The sequence below is a fragment of the Citrobacter sp. Cpo061 genome (assembly GCF_030332845.1).
In the GTDB taxonomy this organism is placed as follows: Bacteria; Pseudomonadota; Gammaproteobacteria; order Enterobacterales; family Enterobacteriaceae; genus Citrobacter; species Citrobacter portucalensis.
This window is the reverse complement of record NZ_JAOWHB010000043.1, coordinates 262,218-284,793: the sequence shown is the minus strand read 5'-3', so window position 1 is coordinate 284,793 and position 22,576 is coordinate 262,218. Positions and strand designations below refer to the sequence as shown.

At 51.8% G+C, this 22,576-nt stretch carries 20 protein-coding genes; 9 read left to right on the top strand and 11 right to left on the bottom strand.

Annotated features, from left to right (window positions below):
• Positions 1 to 27: 27 nt before the first annotated feature.
• Positions 28 to 1,572: a 2,3-bisphosphoglycerate-independent phosphoglycerate mutase gene (gpmM, locus tag OGX97_RS13955; RefSeq protein WP_057066896.1), complete on the bottom strand. Its 1,545-nt coding sequence runs from the start codon at positions 1,570 to 1,572 to the stop codon at positions 28 to 30.
• A gap of 249 nt (positions 1,573 to 1,821) precedes the next feature.
• Here gpmM and OGX97_RS13950 point away from each other — a divergent pair, with 249 nt between their 5' ends.
• From OGX97_RS13950 to cysE, 5 genes are all read left to right on the top strand, one after another.
• The gene (locus OGX97_RS13950; protein WP_003024148.1) at positions 1,822 to 2,253 is read left to right on the top strand and encodes a rhodanese-like domain-containing protein; all 432 of its coding nucleotides are present in this window, start codon (positions 1,822 to 1,824) and stop codon (positions 2,251 to 2,253) included.
• 53 nt (positions 2,254 to 2,306) lie between these two features.
• On the top strand, positions 2,307 to 2,558 hold the full coding sequence (grxC, locus tag OGX97_RS13945) for a glutaredoxin 3 (RefSeq protein ID WP_003024152.1): 252 nt from the start codon (positions 2,307 to 2,309) through the stop codon (positions 2,556 to 2,558).
• 46 nt (positions 2,559 to 2,604) lie between these two features.
• Entirely contained in the window at positions 2,605 to 3,072 is a 468-nt protein-coding gene (gene secB / locus OGX97_RS13940; protein WP_003024155.1) for a protein-export chaperone SecB, read from the top strand.
• Positions 3,072 to 4,091 carry an NAD(P)H-dependent glycerol-3-phosphate dehydrogenase gene (gene gpsA, locus OGX97_RS13935; RefSeq protein ID WP_008786462.1) on the top strand — a complete coding sequence of 340 codons (1,020 nt, stop codon included), beginning with the start codon at positions 3,072 to 3,074 and terminating at the stop codon, positions 4,089 to 4,091. Before secB ends, gpsA begins: the two co-directional genes overlap by 1 nt.
• 77 nt (positions 4,092 to 4,168) lie before the next feature.
• Positions 4,169 to 4,990, top strand: coding sequence for a serine O-acetyltransferase (gene cysE, locus OGX97_RS13930; RefSeq protein ID WP_003024160.1), 822 nt, complete (start codon positions 4,169 to 4,171; stop codon positions 4,988 to 4,990).
• Positions 4,991 to 5,171: 181 nt separating this feature from the next.
• On the opposite strand, the gene trmL is transcribed toward cysE, so the two are convergent.
• From trmL to OGX97_RS13895, 7 genes are all read right to left on the bottom strand, one after another.
• A complete protein-coding gene (gene trmL, locus OGX97_RS13925; protein WP_003827329.1) occupies positions 5,172 to 5,645 on the bottom strand; it encodes a tRNA (uridine(34)/cytosine(34)/5-carboxymethylaminomethyluridine(34)-2'-O)-methyltransferase TrmL in 474 nt (157 codons plus the stop codon).
• Positions 5,646 to 5,685: 40 nt separating this feature from the next.
• Positions 5,686 to 6,876, bottom strand: coding sequence for an FMN-dependent L-lactate dehydrogenase LldD (gene lldD / locus OGX97_RS13920; protein WP_008786460.1), 1,191 nt, complete (start codon positions 6,874 to 6,876; stop codon positions 5,686 to 5,688).
• A complete protein-coding gene (gene lldR, locus OGX97_RS13915; RefSeq protein ID WP_003024170.1) occupies positions 6,873 to 7,649 on the bottom strand; it encodes a transcriptional regulator LldR in 777 nt (258 codons plus the stop codon). Before lldR ends, lldD begins: the two co-directional genes overlap by 4 nt.
• Positions 7,646 to 9,301: an L-lactate permease gene (gene lldP, locus OGX97_RS13910; RefSeq protein WP_003827332.1), complete on the bottom strand. Its 1,656-nt coding sequence runs from the start codon at positions 9,299 to 9,301 to the stop codon at positions 7,646 to 7,648. Before lldP ends, lldR begins: the two co-directional genes overlap by 4 nt.
• A 295-nt stretch (positions 9,302 to 9,596) precedes the next feature.
• Positions 9,597 to 13,940, bottom strand: a complete 4,344-nt coding sequence (gene sadA / locus OGX97_RS13905) for a trimeric autotransporter adhesin SadA (protein ID WP_235126169.1) — start codon at positions 13,938 to 13,940, stop codon at positions 9,597 to 9,599.
• A 43-nt stretch (positions 13,941 to 13,983) separates the two neighbouring features.
• A complete protein-coding gene (locus OGX97_RS13900; protein WP_153752042.1) occupies positions 13,984 to 14,625 on the bottom strand; it encodes a DUF3251 domain-containing protein in 642 nt (213 codons plus the stop codon).
• A gap of 488 nt (positions 14,626 to 15,113) precedes the next feature.
• Entirely contained in the window at positions 15,114 to 15,476 is a 363-nt protein-coding gene (locus OGX97_RS13895; RefSeq protein WP_071446115.1) for a YibL family ribosome-associated protein, read from the bottom strand.
• Positions 15,477 to 15,768: 292 nt separating this feature from the next.
• Between OGX97_RS13895 and OGX97_RS13890 the strand changes: the two genes are divergently transcribed.
• Positions 15,769 to 15,975, top strand: coding sequence for a hypothetical protein (locus tag OGX97_RS13890; protein WP_032945348.1), 207 nt, complete (start codon positions 15,769 to 15,771; stop codon positions 15,973 to 15,975).
• Between the two features lie 12 nt (positions 15,976 to 15,987).
• Here the strand turns inward: OGX97_RS13890 and mtlR are convergent, their stop codons facing one another.
• The 3 genes from mtlR to mtlA form a co-directional block, all read right to left on the bottom strand.
• Positions 15,988 to 16,575 (bottom strand): mannitol operon repressor MtlR, encoded by a 588-nt coding sequence (gene mtlR / locus OGX97_RS13885; protein WP_003024179.1) that lies wholly within the window; start codon positions 16,573 to 16,575, stop codon positions 15,988 to 15,990.
• Positions 16,575 to 17,723 (bottom strand): mannitol-1-phosphate 5-dehydrogenase, encoded by a 1,149-nt coding sequence (gene mtlD, locus OGX97_RS13880; protein ID WP_218658851.1) that lies wholly within the window; start codon positions 17,721 to 17,723, stop codon positions 16,575 to 16,577. Before mtlD ends, mtlR begins: the two co-directional genes overlap by 1 nt.
• A gap of 138 nt (positions 17,724 to 17,861) precedes the next feature.
• Positions 17,862 to 19,775, bottom strand: a complete 1,914-nt coding sequence (gene mtlA / locus OGX97_RS13875; protein WP_008786455.1) for a PTS mannitol transporter subunit IICBA — start codon at positions 19,773 to 19,775, stop codon at positions 17,862 to 17,864.
• A 531-nt stretch (positions 19,776 to 20,306) separates the two neighbouring features.
• Between mtlA and OGX97_RS13870 the strand changes: the two genes are divergently transcribed.
• From OGX97_RS13870 to OGX97_RS13860, 3 genes are all read left to right on the top strand, one after another.
• Positions 20,307 to 20,669 carry a DUF3302 domain-containing protein gene (locus OGX97_RS13870; protein WP_003827338.1) on the top strand — a complete coding sequence of 121 codons (363 nt, stop codon included), beginning with the start codon at positions 20,307 to 20,309 and terminating at the stop codon, positions 20,667 to 20,669.
• Positions 20,670 to 20,671: 2 nt separating this feature from the next.
• Positions 20,672 to 21,808: an HlyD family secretion protein gene (locus tag OGX97_RS13865; protein WP_003827339.1), complete on the top strand. Its 1,137-nt coding sequence runs from the start codon at positions 20,672 to 20,674 to the stop codon at positions 21,806 to 21,808.
• A gap of 97 nt (positions 21,809 to 21,905) precedes the next feature.
• Positions 21,906 to 22,514, top strand: a complete 609-nt coding sequence (locus tag OGX97_RS13860; RefSeq protein ID WP_008786453.1) for a glutathione S-transferase — start codon at positions 21,906 to 21,908, stop codon at positions 22,512 to 22,514.
• Positions 22,515 to 22,576 lie beyond the last annotated feature (62 nt).

The window sequence follows — 22,576 nt, the reverse complement described above, 5'->3', positions numbered from 1 at the left end:
AATCGCCTTTCCCCTCATGGGGAGGGATTATTCCACGATGAACAGCGGCTTACCAGTCATCTCTTGCGGGATTTCCATACCCATCAGCGTCAGCATCGTCGGGGCGATATCAGAAAGTTTGCCGCCTTCGACTGCTTTAACGTTCTTACCACCGACATAAATCAGCGGAACGGGCAGGTTGGTGTGCGCAGTGTGCGCCTGACCGGTGGACGGATCGCGCATCTGCTCTGCGTTACCGTGGTCCGCGGTGATCAGCAACTGGCCGCCAACGGATTCAACCGCTTTCGCGACCTGTTCAACGCAGTGATCCAGCGCTTCAACCGCTTTAACCGCTGCTTCCATCACTCCGGTATGACCAACCATGTCGCCGTTCGGGTAGTTACAAATGATGGTGTCGTATTTTCCGCTCTCAATCGCCGCAACCAGTTTTTCGGTCAGCTCAGCAGAGCTCATCTCCGGCTGCAGATCGTAGGTCGCAACTTTCGGCGAGTTGATCAGGATGCGGTCTTCGCCTTTGAACGGCTCTTCTACGCCGCCGTTGAAGAAGAAGGTCACGTGCGCATATTTTTCGGTTTCGGAAATACGCAACTGCGTTTTGTCGTGCTTCGCCATCCACTCGCCAAGGGTGTTAGCCAGAGATGCTGGTGGGTAAGCAACCGCAGTTTTGATGTCGGCCGCGTATTCGGTCAGCATCACAAAGTTGAGGTTAACGACTTTCTTACGGGCGAAGCCGTCGAAGTCAGCGTTAACAAACGCACGAGTGATTTCACGCGCACGGTCAGCACGGAAGTTCATGAAAATCAGCGTATCGCCGTCTTCCATGGCGGCTTCAGCCTGGCCTTCAGCACGGATCACGGTCGCTTTCACGAATTCGTCGTTTTCGTCGCGGGCATAAGCAGCCTGCAGGCCTTCAACCGCCGTAGCGAACTGGAACTCGCCTTTAGCCAACGTCATCAGGTCATAAGCCTGTTCAACGCGATCCCAACGGTTGTCGCGGTCCATCGCGTAGTAACGACCGATGATGGACGCTACGCGGCCTTTGCCCAGCGCGGCAAATTTCTCTTCGAATTTCTGCAGTGAATGTTCAGCGCTGCGCGGCGGGGTATCACGGCCATCAAGGAAAGCGTGCAGATAGATTTTCTCAGCCCCGCGTTCAGCAGCCATTTCTACCATCGCCATGATGTGATCTTCGTGGCTGTGAACACCGCCCGCAGAGAGCAGACCCATGATGTGAACCGCTTTGCCGCTATTTTTTGCCTGGTCGACCGCATTGGTCAGCACCGGGTTAGCGAAGAAAGTACGCTCTTTAATTTCTACATCCAGACGGGTCAGGTCCTGATACACGATGCGGCCCGCGCCCAGGTTGACGTGACCGACTTCGGAGTTGCCCATCTGGCGATCGGGCAGGCCAACTTCCAGGCCAGACGCATCAATCAGGGTATGCGGACGTTTTGCCCACAGGGCATCCATTACCGGGGTTTTAGCACTAAAAATGGCGTTATCCTGGCTGTCTTCGCGATAGCCGTAGCCATCCAGAATCACCAGTACCATAGGTTTTTTAGAAACCGACATTGCGACAACCTCACACTTAATAGATAAAAAATAATTGCGTAATTTTACTACAGCTGAATCGATAAAGTAGCCCCGGAAGATCAAATAATCGACCAGAGCGCGCCGCAGAGGGCGTGGTTTTAGGTTTTTTTTTCCGTAGCGCCCCGCAAAAATGCAATCCAATGCACGCTCTGGCTGTATTTGCGCCAACGCGCAGGTATACTCCTTTCCTGGTTTTTTTAATCACTGAGTCGGGAGTTGTTACCCCCCATGCAAGAAATTATGCAATTTGTTAGTCGCCACCCTGTATTGAGTATCGCCTGGATTGCGTTACTGGCGGCTGTATTATTTACCACGTTTAAGAGCCTGACTTCCAAAGTGAAGGTGATTACGCGCGGAGAAGCCACACGTCTCATCAATAAAGAAGACGCCGTTGTCGTGGATTTACGTCAGCGCGACGACTTCCGCAAAGGCCATATCGCAGGCTCCACTAACCTGCTGCCGAGCGAAATCAAAGCCAATAATTTTGGCGAACTGGAAAAACACAAAAACAAACCTGTGATTGTGGTTGATGGTTCAGGCATGCAGTGCCAGGATTCAGCAACTGCGCTGATCAAAGCCGGTTTTGAGCAGGTGTCTGTACTGAAAGATGGCGTAGCGGGCTGGAGTGGTGAGAATCTGCCACTGGTTCGCGGCAAATAATTTACCCGTCTTCTTTCATGCCGCAGGGTAAAAAGAACACTGGAGAATAAGTCATGGCCAATATTGAGATCTATACCAAAGCAACCTGCCCGTTTTGCCATCGCGCAAAGGCGCTCCTGAACAGCAAGGGTGTGAGTTTCCAGGAGCTTCCGATTGACGGCGATGCCGTGAAGCGTGAAGAAATGATCAAGCGCAGTGGCCGTACTACGGTTCCGCAGATTTTTATTGATGCACAGCACATTGGTGGTTGTGACGACTTGTATGCGTTGGATGCGCGTGGTGGACTGGATCCGCTGCTGCGTTAAGGCGTACCGAAGTATTTAAAGGACAACACTAAAGGGTTTTCTCAACATGTCAGAACAAAATAACACTGAAATGGCTTTCCAGATCCAACGTATTTATACCAAGGATGTGTCTTTCGAAGCGCCAAATGCACCGCATGTTTTCCAGAAAGATTGGCAGCCAGAGGTTAAACTGGATCTTGATACCGCATCTACCCAACTGGCAGATGACGTGTATGAAGTAGTGCTGCGTGTCACCGTAACGGCTTCCCTGGGTGAAGAAACTGCGTTCCTGTGCGAAGTTCAGCAGGGCGGTATTTTCTCCATCAGTGGTATCGAAGGGACTCAGATGGCGCATTGCCTGGGCGCATACTGCCCGAACATTCTGTTCCCGTATGCCCGCGAATGCATCACCAGCCTGGTTTCACGCGGTACGTTCCCGCAACTGAACCTTGCGCCGGTCAACTTTGATGCGCTGTTCATGAACTATTTACAGCAGCAGGCTGGCGAAGGTACTGAAGAACATCAGGATGCCTGATGAACCAAAGTAATGCTTCAATGACTGTGATTGGTGCCGGCTCGTACGGCACCGCTCTTGCCATCACCCTGGCAAGAAATGGCCATCAGGTTGTCCTGTGGGGCCATGATCCTAAACATATCGCGACTCTCGAGCACGATCGCTGCAACGTCGCGTTCCTTCCTGATGTGCCTTTTCCCGACACGCTGCGCCTGGAAAGTGATTTAGCCACTGCACTGGCCGCCAGTCGTAATATTCTGGTGGTGGTGCCGAGCCACGTCTTTGGCGAAGTGCTGCGTAACATCAAACCATTGATGCGTCCTGACGCACGACTGGTCTGGGCGACAAAAGGTCTGGAAGCGGAAACAGGACGTCTGCTGCAGGACGTCGCGCGTGAAGCGCTGGGGGACTCAATTCCACTGGCGGTTATTTCCGGCCCGACGTTCGCCAAAGAGCTGGCTGCGGGCATGCCGACGGCGATTTCTCTGGCCTCGACGGACGACACTTTTGCTGACGATCTCCAGCAGTTGCTGCACTGCGGCAAAAGCTTCCGCGTTTATAGCAACCCGGATTTCATTGGCGTGCAGCTTGGCGGCGCGGTGAAAAACGTCATTGCCATTGGTGCGGGGATGTCTGACGGCATCGGTTTTGGCGCGAATGCACGAACCGCATTGATCACCCGTGGGCTGACCGAAATGTCTCGTCTTGGTGCGGCGCTGGGGGCCGATCCTGCCACCTTTATGGGGATGGCGGGTTTAGGCGATCTGGTGCTGACCTGTACCGACAACCAGTCGCGCAACCGTCGTTTTGGCATGATGCTCGGCCAGGGGATGGACGTGCAGGGTGCGCAGGACAAAATTGGCCAAGTGGTTGAAGGCTATCGCAATACGAAAGAAGTTCGTGAATTGGCGCACCGTTTTGGTGTTGAGATGCCAATAACCGAGGAAATTTATCAAGTATTGTATTGCGGAAAAAACGCGCGCGAGGCAGCATTGACGTTATTAGGCCGTGCACGCAAGGACGAGCTGAGTCGCCACTAGCTGTAAGGAACTGTTGAATATAACGACCCGATCCGCGAAGAACGGATCGGTCGTTTTGCTACCTTCTGGAGTACGCAATGCCGTGTGAAGAACTGGATATCGTCTGGAAAAACATTAAAGCGGAAGCCCGGGCACTGGCGGAATGTGAGCCAATGCTGGCCAGTTTTTACCACGCAACGCTGCTCAAGCATGAAAATCTCGGCAGTGCGCTAAGCTATATGCTGGCGAATAAACTCGCTTCTCCAATCATGCCCGCCATTGCGATTCGCGAAGTCGTAGAAGAGGCCTACGCGGCCGATCCTGAAATGATTGCCTCAGCGGCCTGCGATATTCAGGCAGTACGCACGCGTGACCCGGCTGTCGATAAATATTCCACTCCACTGCTGTATCTGAAGGGCTTTCATGCGCTTCAGGCCTACCGTATCGGTCACTGGCTGTGGCATCAGGGGCGTCAGGCACTGGCGATCTTCCTGCAAAATCAGGTGTCCGTTACCTTCCAGGTAGATATTCATCCGGCGGCAAAAATTGGCCGTGGGATTATGCTCGATCACGCCACCGGCATTGTGGTTGGTGAAACCGCGGTGATTGAAAACGACGTCTCTATTCTGCAATCCGTCACGCTGGGCGGGACCGGTAAAGCCGGCGGTGACCGCCACCCGAAAATTCGTGAAGGCGTGATGATCGGCGCGGGAGCAAAAATTCTCGGCAACATTGAAGTCGGACGCGGCGCGAAGATTGGCGCAGGTTCGGTCGTGCTACAGCCCGTACCGCCGCATACCACCGCCGCAGGCGTACCGGCGCGCATCGTCGGTAAGCCAGACAGCGATAAGCCGTCTATGGATATGGATCAGCATTTCAACGGGATTCATCATACTTTCGAATACGGCGATGGAATCTGATTTCGAGCTATCTTACTTGTCATCTTGAACCCGGGCTGTGCTCGCCATCCTCACGTACTACGTGTACGCGCAGGTCGGCAAGCGCAGTCCGTGTCCAACCTGACTACGCCGATAACGCTCGAAAAATAACGGTAAATTCTTTCGTAGGTCGGATAAGGCGTCAGCCGCCATCCGACAAAAATCAACTACGCAATACCGCGCCGGGATAACCTAACTGGCGCCAGGCCTCATACACCACCACCGACACCGCATTCGACAGGTTCATGCTGCGACTGTCCGGCATCATCGGAATACGAATTTTTTGTTCGGCAGGCAGCGCGTCGAGGATGCTGGCTGGCAGACCGCGAGTTTCCGGGCCAAACATCAGATAATCCCCATCCTGATAGCTTACCGCGCTATGTGCTGGAGTACCTTTGGTGGTCAGGGCAAACAGACGTTGCGGATTTTCTGCGGCGACGAAGGCGGCGTAATCAGGGTGGCGTAGCACAGCGGTAAATTCATGGTAATCCAGCCCCGCGCGACGCAGGCGCTTGTCGTCCCAGGTAAAGCCCATTGGCTCAATAATATGCAGACGAAAGCCGGTGTTGGCGCAAAGACGGATAATATTGCCGGTATTTGGCGGGATTTCTGGTTCGAATAAAACGATGTTTAGCATGCTGCCCCCTTAAGTACGGGGCAGCATAGCAAATTAACGTTTACGCCGCATTTCCACGTTTGGGCTGCATCGGGTAGTCAGCCACCTGTTTGCCCAGTTCCTGTACCAGCGAATCACGGCTGATTTCGCTAATCGACTTCGCACCGGTCAGGGTCATTGCCACTTTCATCTCTTTCTCGATCAGATTCAGCAGATTCGCCACCCCGGCCTGACCGTGGGTGGCCAGCGCGTACAGATAAGCACGTCCCAGCAGAACACTATCCGCGCCCAGCGCAATCATACGTACGACGTCCAGACCGTTGCGGATCCCACTGTCTGCCAGAATGGTGATATCGCCTTTTACCGCATCGGCAATAGCGGGTAACGCGCGAGCTGAAGACAGCACGCCGTCTAACTGGCGACCACCGTGGTTAGAGACAACAATACCGTCCGCGCCAAAGCGTACGGCGTCTCGGGCATCTTCGGGATCGAGGATCCCTTTGATCACCATCGGACCATCCCAGAATTCGCGGATCCACTCGAGGTCTTTCCACGAAATCGACGGATCGAAGTTATTCGCCAGCCAGCCAATGTAATCCTCAAGACCGGTAGGTTTACCAAGATAAGTCGAGATATTACCTAAATCATGTGGGCGACCGTTCAGGCCAACGTCCCATGCCCACTGTGGATGGGTGACTGCCTGCCAGTAGCGGCGTAGTGCGGCATTTGGGCCGCTCATCCCGGAATGGGCGTCACGGTAGCGTGCACCAGGGGTTGGCATATCGACGGTAAAGACCAGCGTGGAGCAACCCGCCGCTTTGGCGCGCTCCAGCGCGTTGCGCATAAAGCCACGATCGCGCAGAACATACAGCTGAAACCACATTGGACGTTTGATGGTTGGGGCGACTTCTTCAATCGGACATACGGATACCGTGGAAAGCGTAAACGGAATGCCTTTGGCATCAGCGGCGGCGGCGGCTTGAACTTCGCCCCGGCGCGCGTACATGCCGCACAGACCGACAGGTGCAAGGGCCACCGGCATGGAGAGCGTTTCGTTGAACAGCTTTGTCTCCAGGCTCAGGTCGGACATATTCTTCAGCACGCGCTGGCGAAGTGCCACTTCAGACAGGTCTGCCACGTTACGGCGCAGAGTGTGCTCTGCATACGCCCCACCGTCTATATAGTGGAACAAGAAGGGGGGTAGGATGCGCTGGGCTGCGGCGCGATAGTCGCTGGCTGCTGAAATAATCATGTGTTGTTCTCCCTGCTATTCTCACCAGGGTCACCGGGCAGGCGGGTGATACGCGCCTGGCGGGCCTGATCTTCATCAAATCGTTTAATCGTGGTGTGGACAAAACTGAGGTGCGCCATCATTGCTTTACGCGCTCCGTCGGCATCTCCGGCAACAATCGCATCCAGGACGGCCTGATGCTGCGCCGTCAGTTGCGAAAATACGGGCGGCACAAGGTACATACGCTGACGGCTCTGTTTCACCGAAGACTGCAATACGTCGAAGAAACCGCGCATGGTCTGTAACAGCACCACGTTGTGCGAGGCTTCCGCAATGGCGAGATGAAAGCGAACGTCTGCCTGCGAGGCGAGATCTGGATCTTCGCTTTGTGTGGCCTCGAAACAGAGTCTGATCTTCTCTTTGTCGGCAGCAGTGGCACGCATAGCTGCATGCCAGGCGGTGCTGGCTTCGATGGCGTGGCGGGCTTCCAGAATATCGAAACTGTAATCAGGGTCGTCTGCCAGTAGAGTTTTCAGCGGCTGAACGATGTTTTGTTCAGACCAGGCCTCATGCTGCCAGCGGATAAACGTCCCGCCGCCACGACGGCTAATCAACACGCCTTCGCTCACCAGTTTCGCCAGCGCCTCGCGCAGCGAGTTGCGCGATACGCCGAGCTGTACGGCCAGTTGGCGCTCAGCGGGCAACTTCATGCCCGCCTCCAGCTGTTGTTCTTCAATCAGCGCCCGCACACGAGATGCGACTTCGTCTGACAGGCGTCTGGGCATCACTATCATGGAATCATCCAGGTTAAGACATAGGCCTGCAGCGTGGTAATCACACCCACCATGCAGGTGAAAATCAGACTGTGCTTCACGGTAAAGCGGAACAGATCAGACTCTTTCCCCACTAATCCCACTGCCGCACAGGCGATAGCGATAGATTGTGGAGAGATCATCTTGCCGGTCACGCCGCCGGTGGTATTTGCGGCCACCATCAGCACATCCGAAACGCCGATTTGCTGAGCGGCCGTGGCCTGCAGGGCGGCGAACAATGCGTTTGATGAGGTGTCGGACCCGGTCAGGAATACCCCCAGCCAGCCAAGGAACGGCGAGAAGAAGGTAAATGCGCTGCCGGTATGTGCCAGGGCCAGTGCCAGGGTGGATGAAAGCCCGGAGTAGTTAGAGATAAACGCGAACGCCAGCACCATCCCAATGGAGTAGATAGGCAGCGCCAGATCTTTCAGCGTGCTACCAAAGGTCTGCAGCGCAGCAGATGGCTTCATCTTCAGCCAGACGATAGATAGCAGGGCGGCAAACAGTATTGCGGTACCGGTCGCGGAGAACCAGTCAAATTTGTACACCGCCGCGTAGGCCGTGGCTTCGTGTACGACCGGCGGCATACGGGCAACCAGCTTGTCGAGGAACGGAACCGGAATATTGACCACCCAGTGGTACATCGCGCCGCCTGGCGCAAACAGCGCTTTAAACGGCGGTATGCTCCACAGCGTGACGGTAGCTGTCAGGAACAGGAACGGTGACCAGGCGCGTACCACCTGCCCAGCGGTGTAGCGGGTGCGCGACAGATCCATATCGACCTGCGAAGCGCCCATATCGCCAAAACGGAAGATACGTACCGGCTGCCAGCGTTTCAGGAACAGCGTCAGACACACCAGTGAGACCAGAGAAGAGATGATGTCCGGCAGTTCCGGCCCGATAAAGTTAGAGCTGAGGTACTGTGCGATAGCAAACGAGCCGCCAGCGACCATCACCGCAGGCCAGGTTTCTTTGACACCACGCCAGCCATCCATAATCGCCATAATCCAGAACAGCACGATAATGGTCAGGAACGGCAGCTGACGACCTACCATCTGGCCAATCTCGAAGCTGTCCAGTCCGGTAACCTGACCGGCGACCAGAATCGGAATGCCCATTGCGCCAAAAGCGACCGGCGCGGTATTTACGATCAGGCACAAACCTGCCGCATACAGCGGGTTAAAGCCAAGACCAACCAGCAGTGCGGCGGTAATCGCTACCGGAGCGCCAAAGCCTGCCGCTCCCTCGAGGAATGCCCCAAAGGAGAAACCAACAATCAGCATTTGCAGACGCTGGTCTGGGGTAATCGAGAGTATTGATGAGCGGATGATGTCGAACTGCCCGGTCTTCACCGAGATTTTATAGACGAATACCGCGGCGATAATGATCCAGGCAATTGGCCACAGACCGTAGAAGAAACCGTACACTACGGATGCCAGTGCGTGATCGACCGGCATTTTGTAGAACAGCAGGGCGACCGACAAAGCGATCACCACCGTCCATGACGCCGCAACATAGCCTTTCAGCTTGAGCTTAATCAGGGCGAAGAAAAAGAACAGGATAGGGAGCGATGCGATCAGGCTGGAAAGCCAGATATTACCGGCCGGGTCGTAGTTCTGTTGCCAGAGATTCATTGCAGGTCTCCTGGGGGCCGCTGACATAATGGAATGAGTCTTTGCTCAAATCTTCGTCACATTATGTGTAAAAGTGGCCCTGCCAATATTGTTGTGTAGGGGTAATGACAATGAATGGTTAATCAAATGTTATTTATTGGCAACGGTATTGTACGCGCATTTTAATGAAATGTGAGGTGCTGGTAGGATCTGGCTAAAATTGGTAGGGCCAATTGAGGGGTGAGGGCAACAAAGAGAAGTGAAAAGGCAATGGCATGATGCCATTGCCTTTGATGTCGGGAGTATTGTTACTTCATTACCACTGGAATCCAGCACCAATGGCTGCAGAGTAATCGCCCTGGCTGTTGCTGGTTCCTTGCAATTTATACACCCAGCCCCCGCTTTCACTTACCATGGAGACACCAATGGCGACGGCACTTTCACCATTAAACGTACCCCCAGCAATCGAGGTCATGTTGGCTCCCGGTGCGTAAGCTTGTGGAAGACCAGCCATGGCCATTGCTGAGGCAATACCGCCGCTCATCTTGTTTTCTACCCCTTTGATTTTACTGTTCATTTCACCCATTTTTTGATCGGTATAGGTGTTTGCTTCTTCTACGCTGCGTTTCAATTGCGCATAGTTCACCGCATCCGTATCGTTCACCGCCGCTGAAACATTGCCGATACGAGTGGTACCGCCACTCCCGTCTCCCAGGTTGAGCACACTGTAGTTAACCGAGCCATCGGTATTGGTTTCGTAACGAACGGAACCTGCTTCTGAGGCTTTCAGTTGCGCCACATTAACCGCGTCAGTGTTGTTCACCCCTGCGGCAACATTGGTAATACGACGTTGTTGAGTCGAGGAACCGACAGACACCGTATTCGCTTCATCTGCGACTGAATTTGTACCTAACGCCACGCTGTTTTCAGCAGCCGCAATAGATCCGGAACCTATCGCGACGCTGTCCGTACCTTGGGCATTTGCATCTACGCCATCGGTGTTGGTCTTGAAGTACTTGGTGCTCCCCGTAGTGACAATATCGCCGACAGAATTTTCGATATTGGTGACACGGGTATCAAGGCTACTCACCTGCGTATTCAGGTTATTGATGCTTTCGGTATTTGCGGCAACGTGGCTGTCGGTGACTTTCAATTGACCAACGTTTACGGCATCGGTGTCTGCCGAACCCGCCGCGACGTTAGTGATCTGACGTTGACCGTCTTCACTGCCGACAGAGAACTCACCGACAGAGTTCTGCGGTGCGTCCATGTTGTAGGCGGTGTAGTCAGTCTGTGCGCCGCGAGTGGTCTGAGAACCATTACCCATTGCAATACTGTTTGCATGGTTGGCGCGTGCGTTAGAACCGATAGCAATACCGTTGATGGCATCAGCCATCACCAGTGTATTCAGACCAATACCAATACCTGCATCAGCATTGACGATGGTTTTCGCACCCATTGCCAGTGAATCAGTCCCGACAGCCAGTGAATCTTCTTCCGTTGAGTTTGCGTGGTAGTACTTGGTCGGTGTAGTGGCGACCGCACCAATGGCATTTTGTAACTGACGAACTGTTACTGCATCTTGTGCTTCAGAGCCGTCCGCAACGTTGGTAATTTGACGATAGCTTTCTCCATCCGTCCCCAATGACAACGCGCCCAGCAACTCTCTGTCTGTTGTATCGTAACCAATGACGACGCCATCGCTTGTTACGCTCGTTGCTTGTATGCCTGATGAAATAGCGCGGTTTGATGTAGATCCGCTACCCAGCGCAATACCTGTATCAATTGTGCTGCTGCTATTTTTACCCAAAGCGAGACTGCTAACACCTGATGCAACTGCATTGTAACCAACTGCTGTTGCACCTACGCCAGAAGCATGTGCGTCATCTTCAGCTAACCCGGTGTCGTTAGTGCGAATATATTTCACACCAGTACCGTTGTCAGTGATGTAGGTTTCGCTGGTATCACCAGCTAAATTGGAAATAACTTCATTATTCAGTGCGATTAATTGGTTTGTTTCATACAACTGAGCGCCATTAACGGCGTCAGTACTGTCACTGGCGATTTCACCTGCTGCTACATTGGTTATCTTATTGGTACCGCTGGTACCGTGGCTGGCGCTGAACGCACCCTCTTCGTCATCCCAGCTCAGTGCATCGGTACCAAGGTTGGTGATGGACGTATTGATATCCGCGATAGCAGAGGTGTTTTGATCTACCTTCTGGTTGGTTTCATACAACTGTGAGCCGTTTACCGCGTCGGTACTGTCCTCAGAAAGCACCCCGGCGGCGACATTGGTTATTTTACTGGTACTTCCACCGTGGTTTGCGCTGAAAGCTCCGATGTCTTCGTCCCATAACAGAGCGTTATCAGTGAGGCCGGTAATGGACGTATTAATGTCGGAGACAGAAGTATTCAGGTTCTCAATCGCGGTGCTGTTCTGAGTGATGTTGGTGGTATTGGCGGCGATATCGGTCGTGTTCTGATCCACTTTTTCATTGGTTTCGAACAACTGCGAGCCGTTAACCGCGTCGGTACTGCTCTCAGAAAGGTCCCCGGCAGCAACGTTGGTGATTTTGTTTGCCGTACTACTTCCGTGGCTGGCAGAGAACGAACTCGTTGTTTCATCCCAGCTCAGTGCATCAGTGCTAAGGTTGGTGATCGTCGTATTGATATCTGCAATATCTGATGTGTTTTGATCCACCTTCTGGTTGGTTTCATACAGCTGTGAGCCGTTCACCGCGTCTGTACTGTCTTCAGAAAGGTCGCCGGCGGCGACATTAATGATTTTGCTGGCGCTTCCGTTGCGGTTAGCGTTGAAAGCGCCAGAGGCTGCATCCCACAACAGGGCATCATCGGTGAGCGTGGTAACTGAGTCGCTCAGGTTGTTGATATTGGTGGTGTTGGTGGCGATATCAGTGGTGTTCTGAGACACATTTTCGTTGGTGGCAAACAACTGGGAGCCGTTAACGGCATCGGTACTGCCCGCGGCCAGGGTGCCTGCCGCCAGATTGGTGATCTTGCTGGCGCTTCCCGAGTGGTTAGCGCTGAATGCACCAGAGTTAGCATCCCACAGCAGGGCATCATCGGCGAGCGTGGTAACAGAATCGCTCAGGTTATTGATATTGGTGGTGTTGGTGGCGATATCGGTTGTGTTCTGGTTAATGCTGTCGGTATTGGTAGTGATATCAGCAGTGTTCTGATCCACTTTCTCATTTGTATCAAACAACTGGGAGCCGTTAACGGCATCGGTGCTGTCCGCGGCCAGGGTGCCTGCCGCCAGATTGGTGATCTTGCTGGCACTTCCGTTGTGCTTAGCACTGAATGCACCAGAGTCAGCATCCCACAACAGGGCATCGTCGGTGAGCGTGGTGACGGAGTCGCTCAGACTGTTGATATTGGTGGTATTGGTGGCGATATCAGTGGTGTTCTGATTGATGCTGGTCGTATTAGCGGCGATATCGGTTGTGTTCTGGTTAATGCTGTCGGTATTGGCGGTAATATCGGCAGTGTTTTGGTTGATGCTGTCGGTATTGGTGGTGATATCAGCAGTGTTCTGATCCACTTTCTCATTTGTATCAAACAACTGGGAGCCGTTAACCGCATCAGTGCTGTCTGCGGCCAGGGTGCCTGCCGCCAGATTGGTGATTTTGCTGTCGCTTCCACTGTGGTTGGCGCTGAATGCGCTTGTGCTGTCATCCCACAGCAACGCGTCATCGGCTAATCCTGCGACAGAGGCCTCTGTATTCGTGATAGAAGTGTTAAGTGCGCTTAACGCACTGCCTACGTTATTGTAGATGCCTGTGCCTACCTCGTAGAGGGGCGCATTTACTGTACCATCAGAATTAACGGAAGCTCCTCCGCCGAGTCGGTCGGCGACGGATTGACTTAAAGAATAAATTTGCGCACCTGTGACTGCATCTGTACTGCTGGAATTGATGTCGCCTTTAGCAACGTAGGTGATCTGCCGCTGCGTGGTGCTGTTACCCACGGCGACGGAATTGTCTTCCTGGGCGGTAGAGCCTGCGCCAAGAGCAACTGAGTTGGTGCCTATCGCTTTTGCGCCATTACCAAATGCAGTGCTGTCGTCGCCGCTCGAAGTGGATTGATTGCCTAATGCAACGGATGTAGCTCCGCTCGCAGTGGCTTTATTACCTAATGCAACCGATTTTTCACCGCTCGAATTGGCATTAACACCCATTGCCATTGAATAACTTCCCGCGGCTGAAGATGAGGCACCCATCGCAATGGCACGGTTGCCGGTTGAGCTTGCTTTTACGCCGAGCGCTAGCGAAGAGTCACCGGATGAATCACTGTATGAACCAATAGCGGTACTCCATTTCCCCATCGCGGAGGCGTGATAACCCATCGCGGCGCTTGCGCCATCAACGTTGGTGTAAGTATTTGCTGTGGCATCGGTACCAATTGCAATCCACCCTGTTCCTCCTGTCTGGGTACCCGTTGGAGTAACGCCGTCGCCAGTATCTTTACCTGCATTGGCCAATACATCCGCAGAAACCATAATACTGCTAAGACCGATGAGTGCGGAAACCGCCAGCTTTCTACGGCCGCTTTTTTTCCCGCGGCTTTTTGCGGTTTCGCTGGTGACAATAAATGTTCCCGTAGCGGCATTCCAGAGGACTTTAAATATTCTGTTCATGGATAAATGCTTTCCTTTTCTAAAATAGTTGTATCAATAGCTATTATTTTTTGGGCTTCTTTTTTGTATCGTTAATAGGTTGTGTGCTTTGGAAAATAACATTCTTCATGTTAATGCCTATTTTTAGATACTTAAGATTATTGGGCGATACGCCTTTTAATGTCAGCGTGACGTTTGTCCATGCTCCCGGTAAGAGTTCGATTGTCGAATCCATTTGCGTGTTGAGCAAGAGTTGTCGCCAGCGAGGTAGATCTTTTGCCTCGGAAGGTTTTTTCGTACCCCACGTCATATTAAACGCCAGGTTTGATACGGGAACGCTGAGTAAGTTAACCAAATCAAGATGAATAACACTTCCATCATCTATTGGCTCAATAGATAAAATACGCCCGGCTAATCCAATATTGCCGTTGTTAATAATAAAATAGTGCGTTTGTGATGGGTCCAGTTCTGTGTAGTCGAATAGTCGTTGTTTACGTTCAATGCGGCCAACGACTTCGGCGACCTTTTGGGTCGCCTGGATAAGCGTAGTTTGTTGTTTTTCTAAAAGGTCTATCTTTGCTTCTTGTTCTTTTTGCTGTTTTTTTAGTTCTTCGACAAGGTGTTTATCTGCAAAGTAATCACAACCAGATAACAAGAATGTGAATCCCAAAACAATCAGGGGAATAAATTTTCCATTTTTGTGCATATAAAATATCCTTATTAATTACTAATGTAGTATTAATAGTTAACCTATTATTTATACAGCTAACTCATCATCCTGTGAGTATTATCAATAACCTGTTAATGCATGGTTATAATGAACACATTCATTGCTTTTATAGGATTGAGCCAGTGCTCGATAATTTTTATCAATTACCCATGGCAATGCCTTGTAAAAATATAATCATAATATTTATGTATGGGGCATTATTTTATAGATGATAATGTTATTTAATTTTGTGGGTCAATTATATTCTGCGGGTCATGAGAAAAGTGGAAGAAAAAATTCATTGTATAAATACAAATGGACATGGTGGAGTAATTTATTTTCATGAAAAGCAGGGAGGGCAGTTAAAAATGAACTTGTATATAAGCGGTGTAAATATTTATGGGGAAAAATTCGGAATATAGCCCGATGCTCTCAAGACACCCGCTGTACGACGGGTGTCTTGAGAGCCTGTGATACGAGAGTGTTTAGAACTCGTTCTTCGCAAAGCCAGTCATCTCTTTCAGGCCCATTTCACGGCCAAGCTCGGTCATCGGGTGGACGACGATCAGGCCGCGCACGCTTTTCTTCAGTTTGCCCATGTCAGCCTGCTCTTTTTTGGTGATGGCCCGACGGAACGGAAGTTTTGTCAGCTTTTGCGCTTCTTTGCTCAGCTTCTGGCCGTGAACTTCACGCAGGCGTGCGATCTCGGCTTCCAGAGTTTCTTTCTCTTTTTCCAGCTCGGCGTATTTGTCGGCGGCTTCAACCAGGGACAGGTCTGCCTGCTGGTGGCGAATAGCGTCCAGACGATCGCTCAGGCGTTTAATTTCGTTTTTTTCGACTTCTTTCATAGGATAGCTTCTGATAAAAATAGGATGAATGCCCTATAGTATGCGCGCAGAGCGGGATTATTCACAACTGCTCGAAGATAAATAATCAAATACCGTAAGTATTAATTAGCTAATGATAATGTTACTACATTGATTAACAAGGAATTTTAAGCGATAAGATCGACCGTGGTGCTTTTTATTGGCGTGTTCGTGGTGAAGCACGTTTTCCTCAATATAAACACCCAACTGATCCTAAACTTAAATGATCAACCGCACAGGCTGAGCGCGGTTAATACATGGAGGAGGGAAGATTATGGCGAAAATAGGTGAGAACGTTTCAATCCTGATTGATAAAACTGTCGATTTTATGGCTTCAAGCCAGGCTTTTCGCGAATATTTGAATAAAACACCGCCGCGCAACGTTGTCCCTTCAGAAATACCGCAGGAAAACGCGCAGCTGTATCTGCAACGTCTGGCGTACTATCGGCAGCTGTATCGACCGCAGCAGGAAGAGAAATAAGCAAGCATCGTCTTATTTTTGAAAGGCTTTTTTTAAGCTGATTTTAGAAATCAGCTCGGTCAGGGAAAGGACCATGGTGGATCGTACCATCTGCTGGTAACGCTGGATCTGCATGGCATGCAAACCAGAGTCTGAGGTATCAAACTGGGGTGGCGGCGGGAGTGCCGTCACGCAGTGAAGTTCACCAAACGGTCCAAGAATTTCGTCGTCGGTGAATGCGTATTCGTTGCCGTCGTGATTCAGCTCCTCCCGCAGCGCCATCAGCAGCTCCGCATCTTCGTACTCCGGGCGACTGAGTACGCCCAGGCCGTAGATTAACTTCAGACGAACAGAAAGATCGCCCAACGGACCATCGCCGTCGAGCAGCGGTTCTACGGCGTATTTCACCGCATAGTCGTCTTTGCGAAATACCTGAAGCACAAGGATATTCACCGCCTCGGTGAGCAGTTCTACGGCGGTGATGAGGAAGCTGCGTACGGTTTTGCCAGCATTCAGACGCTCAAGCACACGATTTTCAAAGGCCTGCGTTTGTTCCATTATTGCCTGCATATCTGACAATCTATTATTCAGGCGCAGGATATCCTGCGCCAGGTCCTGCATCATTTCTTTGCGTTATACGCGTTAACAGCCTCAAGCACGACATCACTATTGGCATCCAGCCCGGAAACTTGCGCCAGCGCGGCCTGTGGACCTTTTTCGCCAATCAGCGCGGCCAGTTCCTGTGCCTGCGGATCTTCTTCGCTGCGATAGTGCATCGCTGCCGCAATACCGGTAACCAGATTCGCATGCGGCAAACCATATTCCAGCGTACCCAGCAGCGGTTTAATCAGGCGGTCGCCTGCGCTCAGCTTACGCAGCGGCTGACGACCCACGCGCTCAACGTCATCTTTCAGGTACGGGTTTTCAAAACGACCGAGGATTTTCTGAATGTATGCCGCATGTTTTGCTGCATCAAAGCCATAGCGTTTGATCAGTACCGCGCCGCTCTCTTCCATCGCACCTTTTACCACTGCGCGGATTTTCTCGTCGAGAATCGCGTCACGGATGGTTTGATGACCGGTCAATTTTCCGAGGTACGCGGTTATAGCATGCCCGGTGTTCAGCGTGAAGAGTTTACGTTCGACAAATGCCATCAGGTTATCAGTTAATTCCATTCCCGGGATATTTGGCAGTTCACCTTTGAACTGTGTTTTGTCGACAATCCACTCACTGAAGGTTTCGACGGTAACTTCCAGCGGATCGTTGGTTGCTGAAGCTGAAGGCGGAACAATGCGGTCCACGGCAGAATCGACAAAGCCAACATGTTCTTCAACCCAGGCTTTATCTTCATCTGCTAACGCGTTCATTACATGGCCTTTCAACTGGGTCGTTCCGCGCACCATGTTTTCACAAGCGATGATATTTAGTGGAGTAGCGATGCCCTGCGCCTTGCGTTTAACCAGTCCTTTGGCGATGGCTGGAGCGATACGCTCAAGTACAACCGGACCGACGGCGGTAGTGACTAAATCTACGTGGGCAATCAGTTCAACAACATCATCGCCGATGCTGCTTACAGCGTTGACGCCGGAGACGGTATCAACCTGCTCATTTTCACCCACGACATGAACCTGATAGCTATGACGGGCATTCAGGGCATCGAGCACGACCTGATTTACATCCGCGAACGTCAGCTGTATCCCCGCGTCCGCCAGCAGTTTGCCGATAAAGCCACGACCGATATTACCTGCGCCAAAATGTAATGCTTTCATAGTATTAACCTTCATTAATGTTTTTACCCAAGAGGGCTGGGGTGAGGGACTGCATTGATTTCCCCTCAACCTAACCCTCTCCACAAGGGAGAGGATTTTGTAGGCCCGGTAAGCGTGATCGCCACCGGGCAATAACGCTTACTTACGACCTGCCAGCAGTTCCAGAACTTCATCCACGCTGGTGGTATGGGCCAAACGTTCGATCACGGATTCATCATCCAGAGCGTTGGTCAGGCTGGTAATCACCTGGATGTGCTCGTTGTTACGCGCTGCGATACCAATAACCAGACGGGCAATATCGTCTTCTTCTTCACCGAAGCGAACGCCTTCCGGGTACTGGCAGAACACCACACCGGTTTTCAGCACGCGGTCTTTGGCTTCAACCGTACCGTGCGGTACTGCGATGGACTCACCCAGGTAAGTCGGGGTCAGTTTTTCGCGGTCCAGCATCGCCTCGACGTATTCTGGCTCAACGTAACCGCCTTTCACCAGTTGCTCACCAGCAAAGCGAATCGCTTCTTCTTTGTTAGCCGCTTTACGGCCAAGGAAGATGTTCTCCGCACCCAGTTTGAACAGGTGGGTATCGCCCTCTTCAAAGCTGTCTTTCAGGTGGTCGCGAACTTTCTCCTCGTTCACGTTGTGGCGCTGCGCAGCGACCAGACGTTCGGTCAGGTTGGAGTACAGACCGCTGTCGAGGAAGTTGGTCAGCGAAATGTGCTGTGCCTGAGGCACCTGGCGCATCGCGCGTTCGGTCAGGTCACGGTGGGTAATGACCAGATCCACATCCGGCGGCAGATTGTTAATCGCGCTGTTAGTGACGGAAATCTGAGACAGCCCTGCATCCTGCACTTTCTTACGCAGTACGCCCGCACCCATGGCGCTGGAACCCATACCGGCATCGCAGGCAACGATGATTTTACGCACATGGCTCAGGTCGTTGGTGACGTCGCCAGCCGCCAGCGGGGATGCGCCTTTGGATTCCGCTTTCATGTCGTGCATACGACGGGTTGCGGCATCAATGTCATCATCTTCTTTCACTTTGCTGGTTTTCAGCAGAATGGCTGAGACCACAAAGGAGACTGCCATAGCCGCACAGATAGCAGCGATGTTAGCGAAGTAAGCTCCCTTAGGTGTCATTGCCAGCACGGCCAGGATAGAACCCGGAGACGCCGGAGAAACCAGACCGCCGTTCAGGATAGTTAGGGTAAATACGCCAGTCATACCGCCGAGAATAACGGCCAGGATCAGGCGCGGGTTCATCAGCACGTACGGGAAGTAAATTTCGTGGATACCACCCAGGAAGTGGATGATAGCCGCGCCGCCTGCAGACTGCTTAGCGCTGCCGCGACCGAAGAACATGTACGCCAGCAGGACGCCCATACCCGGACCCGGGTTTGCTTCAATCAGGAAGAAGATGGATTTGCCCATCTCATGGGACTGCTGAATACCCAGCGGTGAGAAAATACCGTGGTTAATGGCGTTGTTGAGGAACAGGATTTTCGCCGGTTCAACGAAGATAGACGCCAGCGGCAGCATGTCATGGACAACCATGAAGTTAACGCCTGCCGCCAGAATTTTGGACAGTGCTTCAACCAATGGGCCAATGCCGAGGAATGCCAGAATGGCGAGGATCATACCGATGATGCCAGCGGAGAAGTTATTCACCAGCATCTCAAAACCGGATTTGATCTTACCGTCTACCCAGTTGTCGAAGTGTTTGATCGCCCAGCCGCCCAGTGGACCTGCAATCATCGCGCCGAGGAACATTGGCATGTCCGCACCGACGATAACGCCCATGGTGGTGATTGCACCAACTACGCCGCCACGCTCGCCGCCAACCAGTTTACCACCGGTATAACCGATCAGTAGCGGCAGCAGATAGGTGATCATCGGGCCGACCAGCTTCGCCAGCGTTTCGTTCGGCAACCACCCTGTCGGAATGAATAATGCGGTGATAATACCCCACGCGATAAACGCGCCGATATTTGGCATCACCATGTTGCTGAGGAATCGACCAAAGCTTTGCACCTTGATCTTAATATCGGATGACATAAAAACACCCCTTCTTATGTTTGCTATCACACAGGCTGAAAGCCCGAGGTTTGTTAATGTAGCGGCAGGAGGTAGCCGGACCCTGTAGATACTGCGAAATCTGGCACTGAATCGTTCAACTGTCCAGTCGACGGCCTTTTATGTGACATTCGTCACGTAAATATAGGGTGTATGGCGTTAGTTAATGTGATTTTCATCACAAAATACCCGTACAAAAAAACATCGCAGTGCAATAATTCGCTGAAAATGAGGATTAAATGTGAAGTGGTTCACATTTTTGCTTTCCTTGTTTGTTGGATTTTTGTGATGTGAATCGCAAAGTATTTTCATCTGAAATTTATCAGATGTGATCTGCGGCAGGTTCTACCCCCGACATTTTTTATTGCAAAACAAAGCAACTTCTCACCAGAAAAAATATTTATTTTGTGGTATGGCAAAAACCCTTAACTCCAGTTATGTTCAAAACATCAGCCAGGGTGCATACGGCTGCCGGCATAAAAAAACTCTAATTAGCGTGAATTCGAGGCAGGTATGTTTCTAAATTATTTCGCGTTGGGCGTGCTGATCTTCGTTTTTCTGGTTCTGTTTTACGGAATCATCGCCATTCACGATATTCCCTATAACATGGCTAAAAAACGTAACCATCCCCATGCCGATGCCATCCATACTGCAGGATGGGTGAGCTTGTTCACTCTTCATGTTATTTGGCCATTCCTGTGGATCTGGGCCACGCTCTACCAGCCTGAAAAGGGATGGGGAATGCAGTCACACATCACACCGACCGGAAAGGAGTCAGACCCTGAGATTGCCGCGCTGGCAGCGCGAATCACCCAGTTGGAAAAAAGACTGGATGGGGAGAAAAAAACCGATAACTCCACCTTTCCGGAGATTTAATCATGGATTTGTTGATAGTCCTGACCTATGTGGCCTTTGCCTGGGCCATCTTTAAAATATTCCGTATTCCGGTAAACCAATGGACGCTTGCTACCGCTGCATTAGGTGGGGTGTTCATTGTTGCGGGATTGATTTTATTAATGAACTATAACCACCCATATACCTTTACGGCGCAAAAAGCGGTTATTTCAATTCCGGTCACTCCGCAAGTCACAGGAATTGTTAGTGAGGTAACGGATAAAAATAATCAGCTAATTAAAAAAGGCGATGTGCTGTTTAAGCTCGATCCGGTACGGTATCAGGCGCGTGTCGACAGGCTGCAGGCTGATCTGGTTACTGCTACGCACAACATCGACAACCTGAAAGCACAGTTGTCGGAAGCGGTCGCCAATACCACCCGTGTATCTGCTGAACGTGACCGTCTGTATAAAGATTATCAACGCTATTTGAAAGGCAGTCAGGCGAAGGTTAACCCGTTCTCTGAAAGCGATATCGATAACGCCCGGCAAAACTATCTGGCACAAGATGCGCTGGTCAAAGGCTCGGTTGCAGAACAGACGCAGATTCAGAGCCAATTAGACAGTATGGTCAACGGTGAGCAATCTCAGGTTGCGTCCCTACGTGCCCAGCTTGCCGAGGCTAAATACAATCTTGAACAGACGGTAGTTCGTGCCCCCAGCAACGGTTATGCCACGCAGATTTTAATTCGTCCGGGGACTTACGCAGCAGCATTACCTTTGCGTCCGGTAATGGTGTTTATTCCTGAGCAAAAACGGCAAATCGTGGCGCAATTCCGCCAGAACTCGCTGCTGCGCCTTAAACCGGGCGATGAAGCGGAAGTGGTGTTTAATGCGCTGCCTGGCCAGGTTTTCACCGGCAAGCTGACCAGTATTCTTCCGGTCGTTCCGGGCGGTTCTTATCAGGCGCAGGGCGCATTACAGTCCTTAACGGTGGTGCCGGGTACCGATGGCGTGCTGGCTACGATTGAGCTGGATCCGAATGCCGATGTGGATGCGCTGCCGGACGGTATCTATGCTCAGGTTGCAGTCTATTCCGACCATTTCGCCCACGTGTCGGTAATGCGTAAAGTACTGCTGCGCATGACCAGTTGGATGCATTACCTTTATTTGGATCATTGAGACTGCCATCACCTGCCATTTTCAGTGACCTGAGCCATACTAAGCGGTGTCCCACTATCGTTGGGCACCGCTTTTTTGTTGGCAAAAAGGACCCGGCATGAAACTCATTGGCAGCTATACCAGCCCTTTTGTGCGTAAAATTTCTATTCTGTTACTGGAAAAGGGCATCACCTTCGAATTTGTGAATGAACTCCCCTATAACGCGGATAGCGGCGTGGCGCGCTATAACCCGTTAGGTAAAGTACCCGCGTTGGTCACCGATGCGGGCGAGTATTGGTTTGATTCTCCTATCATCGCGGAATATATAGAGCTACTGGATATTGCACCAGCCATGCTGCCGCGTGATCCGCTGGCTGCGCTGAAGGTACGCCAGTTGGAAGCGTTGGCAGACGGCATTATGGATGCCGGTTTAGTTTCGGTGCGCGAACAGGCTCGCCCTGCCGCGCAGCAGTCAGAAACTGAATTATTACGTCAGCGTGAGAAGATCACCCGTAGTCTGGATGTGCTGGAAGGCTATCTGGCGGATGGTACGCTGAAAACGGATACGGTTAACCTGGCAACCATTGCGATTGCCTGCGCCGTCGGTTATCTCAATTTCCGTCGGGTTGCGCCCGGCTGGTGTGTTGATCGCCCCCGTCTGGTCAAACTGGTGGAAACGCTCTTTCAACGCGAGAGTTTTGCCCGTACAGAACCGCCAAAGGCTTGATGCGTATTATGTCCGCCTGAGCAAAGTCACGGTACAATCCTTCCTATATCGATATCCCTCTC

What these genes read in the sequence shown, in the direction of transcription:
- OGX97_RS13860 (WP_008786453.1), top strand. Translation starts at nt 21,906, where the DNA reads ATGAAACTCATTGGCAGCTATACCAGCCCTTTTGTGCGTAAAATTTCT.
- OGX97_RS13895 (WP_071446115.1), bottom strand. Translation starts at nt 15,476, where the DNA reads ATGAAAGAAGTCGAAAAAAACGAAATTAAACGCCTGAGCGATCGTCTG.
- mtlD (WP_218658851.1), bottom strand. Translation starts at nt 17,723, where the DNA reads ATGAAAGCATTACATTTTGGCGCAGGTAATATCGGTCGTGGCTTTATC.
- secB (WP_003024155.1), top strand. Translation starts at nt 2,605, where the DNA reads ATGTCAGAACAAAATAACACTGAAATGGCTTTCCAGATCCAACGTATT.
- cysE (WP_003024160.1), top strand. Translation starts at nt 4,169, where the DNA reads ATGCCGTGTGAAGAACTGGATATCGTCTGGAAAAACATTAAAGCGGAA.
- gpmM (WP_057066896.1), bottom strand. Translation starts at nt 1,572, where the DNA reads ATGTCGGTTTCTAAAAAACCTATGGTACTGGTGATTCTGGATGGCTAC.
- lldR (WP_003024170.1), bottom strand. Translation starts at nt 7,649, where the DNA reads ATGATAGTGATGCCCAGACGCCTGTCAGACGAAGTCGCATCTCGTGTG.
- OGX97_RS13890 (WP_032945348.1), top strand. Translation starts at nt 15,769, where the DNA reads ATGGCGAAAATAGGTGAGAACGTTTCAATCCTGATTGATAAAACTGTC.
- mtlR (WP_003024179.1), bottom strand. Translation starts at nt 16,575, where the DNA reads ATGCAGGACCTGGCGCAGGATATCCTGCGCCTGAATAATAGATTGTCA.
- gpsA (WP_008786462.1), top strand. Translation starts at nt 3,072, where the DNA reads ATGAACCAAAGTAATGCTTCAATGACTGTGATTGGTGCCGGCTCGTAC.
- OGX97_RS13950 (WP_003024148.1), top strand. Translation starts at nt 1,822, where the DNA reads ATGCAAGAAATTATGCAATTTGTTAGTCGCCACCCTGTATTGAGTATC.
- mtlA (WP_008786455.1), bottom strand. Translation starts at nt 19,775, where the DNA reads ATGTCATCCGATATTAAGATCAAGGTGCAAAGCTTTGGTCGATTCCTC.
- sadA (WP_235126169.1), bottom strand. Translation starts at nt 13,940, where the DNA reads ATGAACAGAATATTTAAAGTCCTCTGGAATGCCGCTACGGGAACATTT.
- lldP (WP_003827332.1), bottom strand. Translation starts at nt 9,301, where the DNA reads ATGAATCTCTGGCAACAGAACTACGACCCGGCCGGTAATATCTGGCTT.
- grxC (WP_003024152.1), top strand. Translation starts at nt 2,307, where the DNA reads ATGGCCAATATTGAGATCTATACCAAAGCAACCTGCCCGTTTTGCCAT.
- lldD (WP_008786460.1), bottom strand. Translation starts at nt 6,876, where the DNA reads ATGATTATTTCAGCAGCCAGCGACTATCGCGCCGCAGCCCAGCGCATC.
- OGX97_RS13865 (WP_003827339.1), top strand. Translation starts at nt 20,672, where the DNA reads ATGGATTTGTTGATAGTCCTGACCTATGTGGCCTTTGCCTGGGCCATC.
- OGX97_RS13870 (WP_003827338.1), top strand. Translation starts at nt 20,307, where the DNA reads ATGTTTCTAAATTATTTCGCGTTGGGCGTGCTGATCTTCGTTTTTCTG.
- OGX97_RS13900 (WP_153752042.1), bottom strand. Translation starts at nt 14,625, where the DNA reads ATGCACAAAAATGGAAAATTTATTCCCCTGATTGTTTTGGGATTCACA.
- trmL (WP_003827329.1), bottom strand. Translation starts at nt 5,645, where the DNA reads ATGCTAAACATCGTTTTATTCGAACCAGAAATCCCGCCAAATACCGGC.